Source organism: Peribacillus sp. SIMBA_075, assembly GCF_046534585.1.
The window spans coordinates 1-253 of the sequence record NZ_JAWRYN010001109.1; the positions used below are offsets into that span (position 1 = coordinate 1).

Sequence of the window (253 nt, forward strand, 5' to 3'; positions counted from 1 at the left end):
TTCTTGGTGTCAATGCGGGCGCAGGCTTTGCAGTTGTTTTGTTTATTTTTGCATTTCAAGGCTCTATGTCGAACTTAGGTGATTTTACGATTTTTGTACTGCCGCTCTTCGCTTTTTTAGGTGCAGGCTTTGCTGCATTTCTCATCTATGTGTTAGCGTGGAAAAAGGGCATCACACCTGTTCGTTTGATCTTAACTGGTATTGGCGTCAATGCTGCATTTTCAGCAGCAATTGTGGTGATTCAATTAAAAAT

The 253-nt window shown here is 41.1% G+C and carries 1 protein-coding gene; it reads left to right on the plus strand.

What is annotated here, in order from left to right:
• Nucleotides 1-253, plus strand: a 253-nt coding sequence (locus SB775_RS31740; protein WP_410865263.1) for an iron chelate uptake ABC transporter family permease subunit, incomplete at both ends; no start/stop codon positions are given.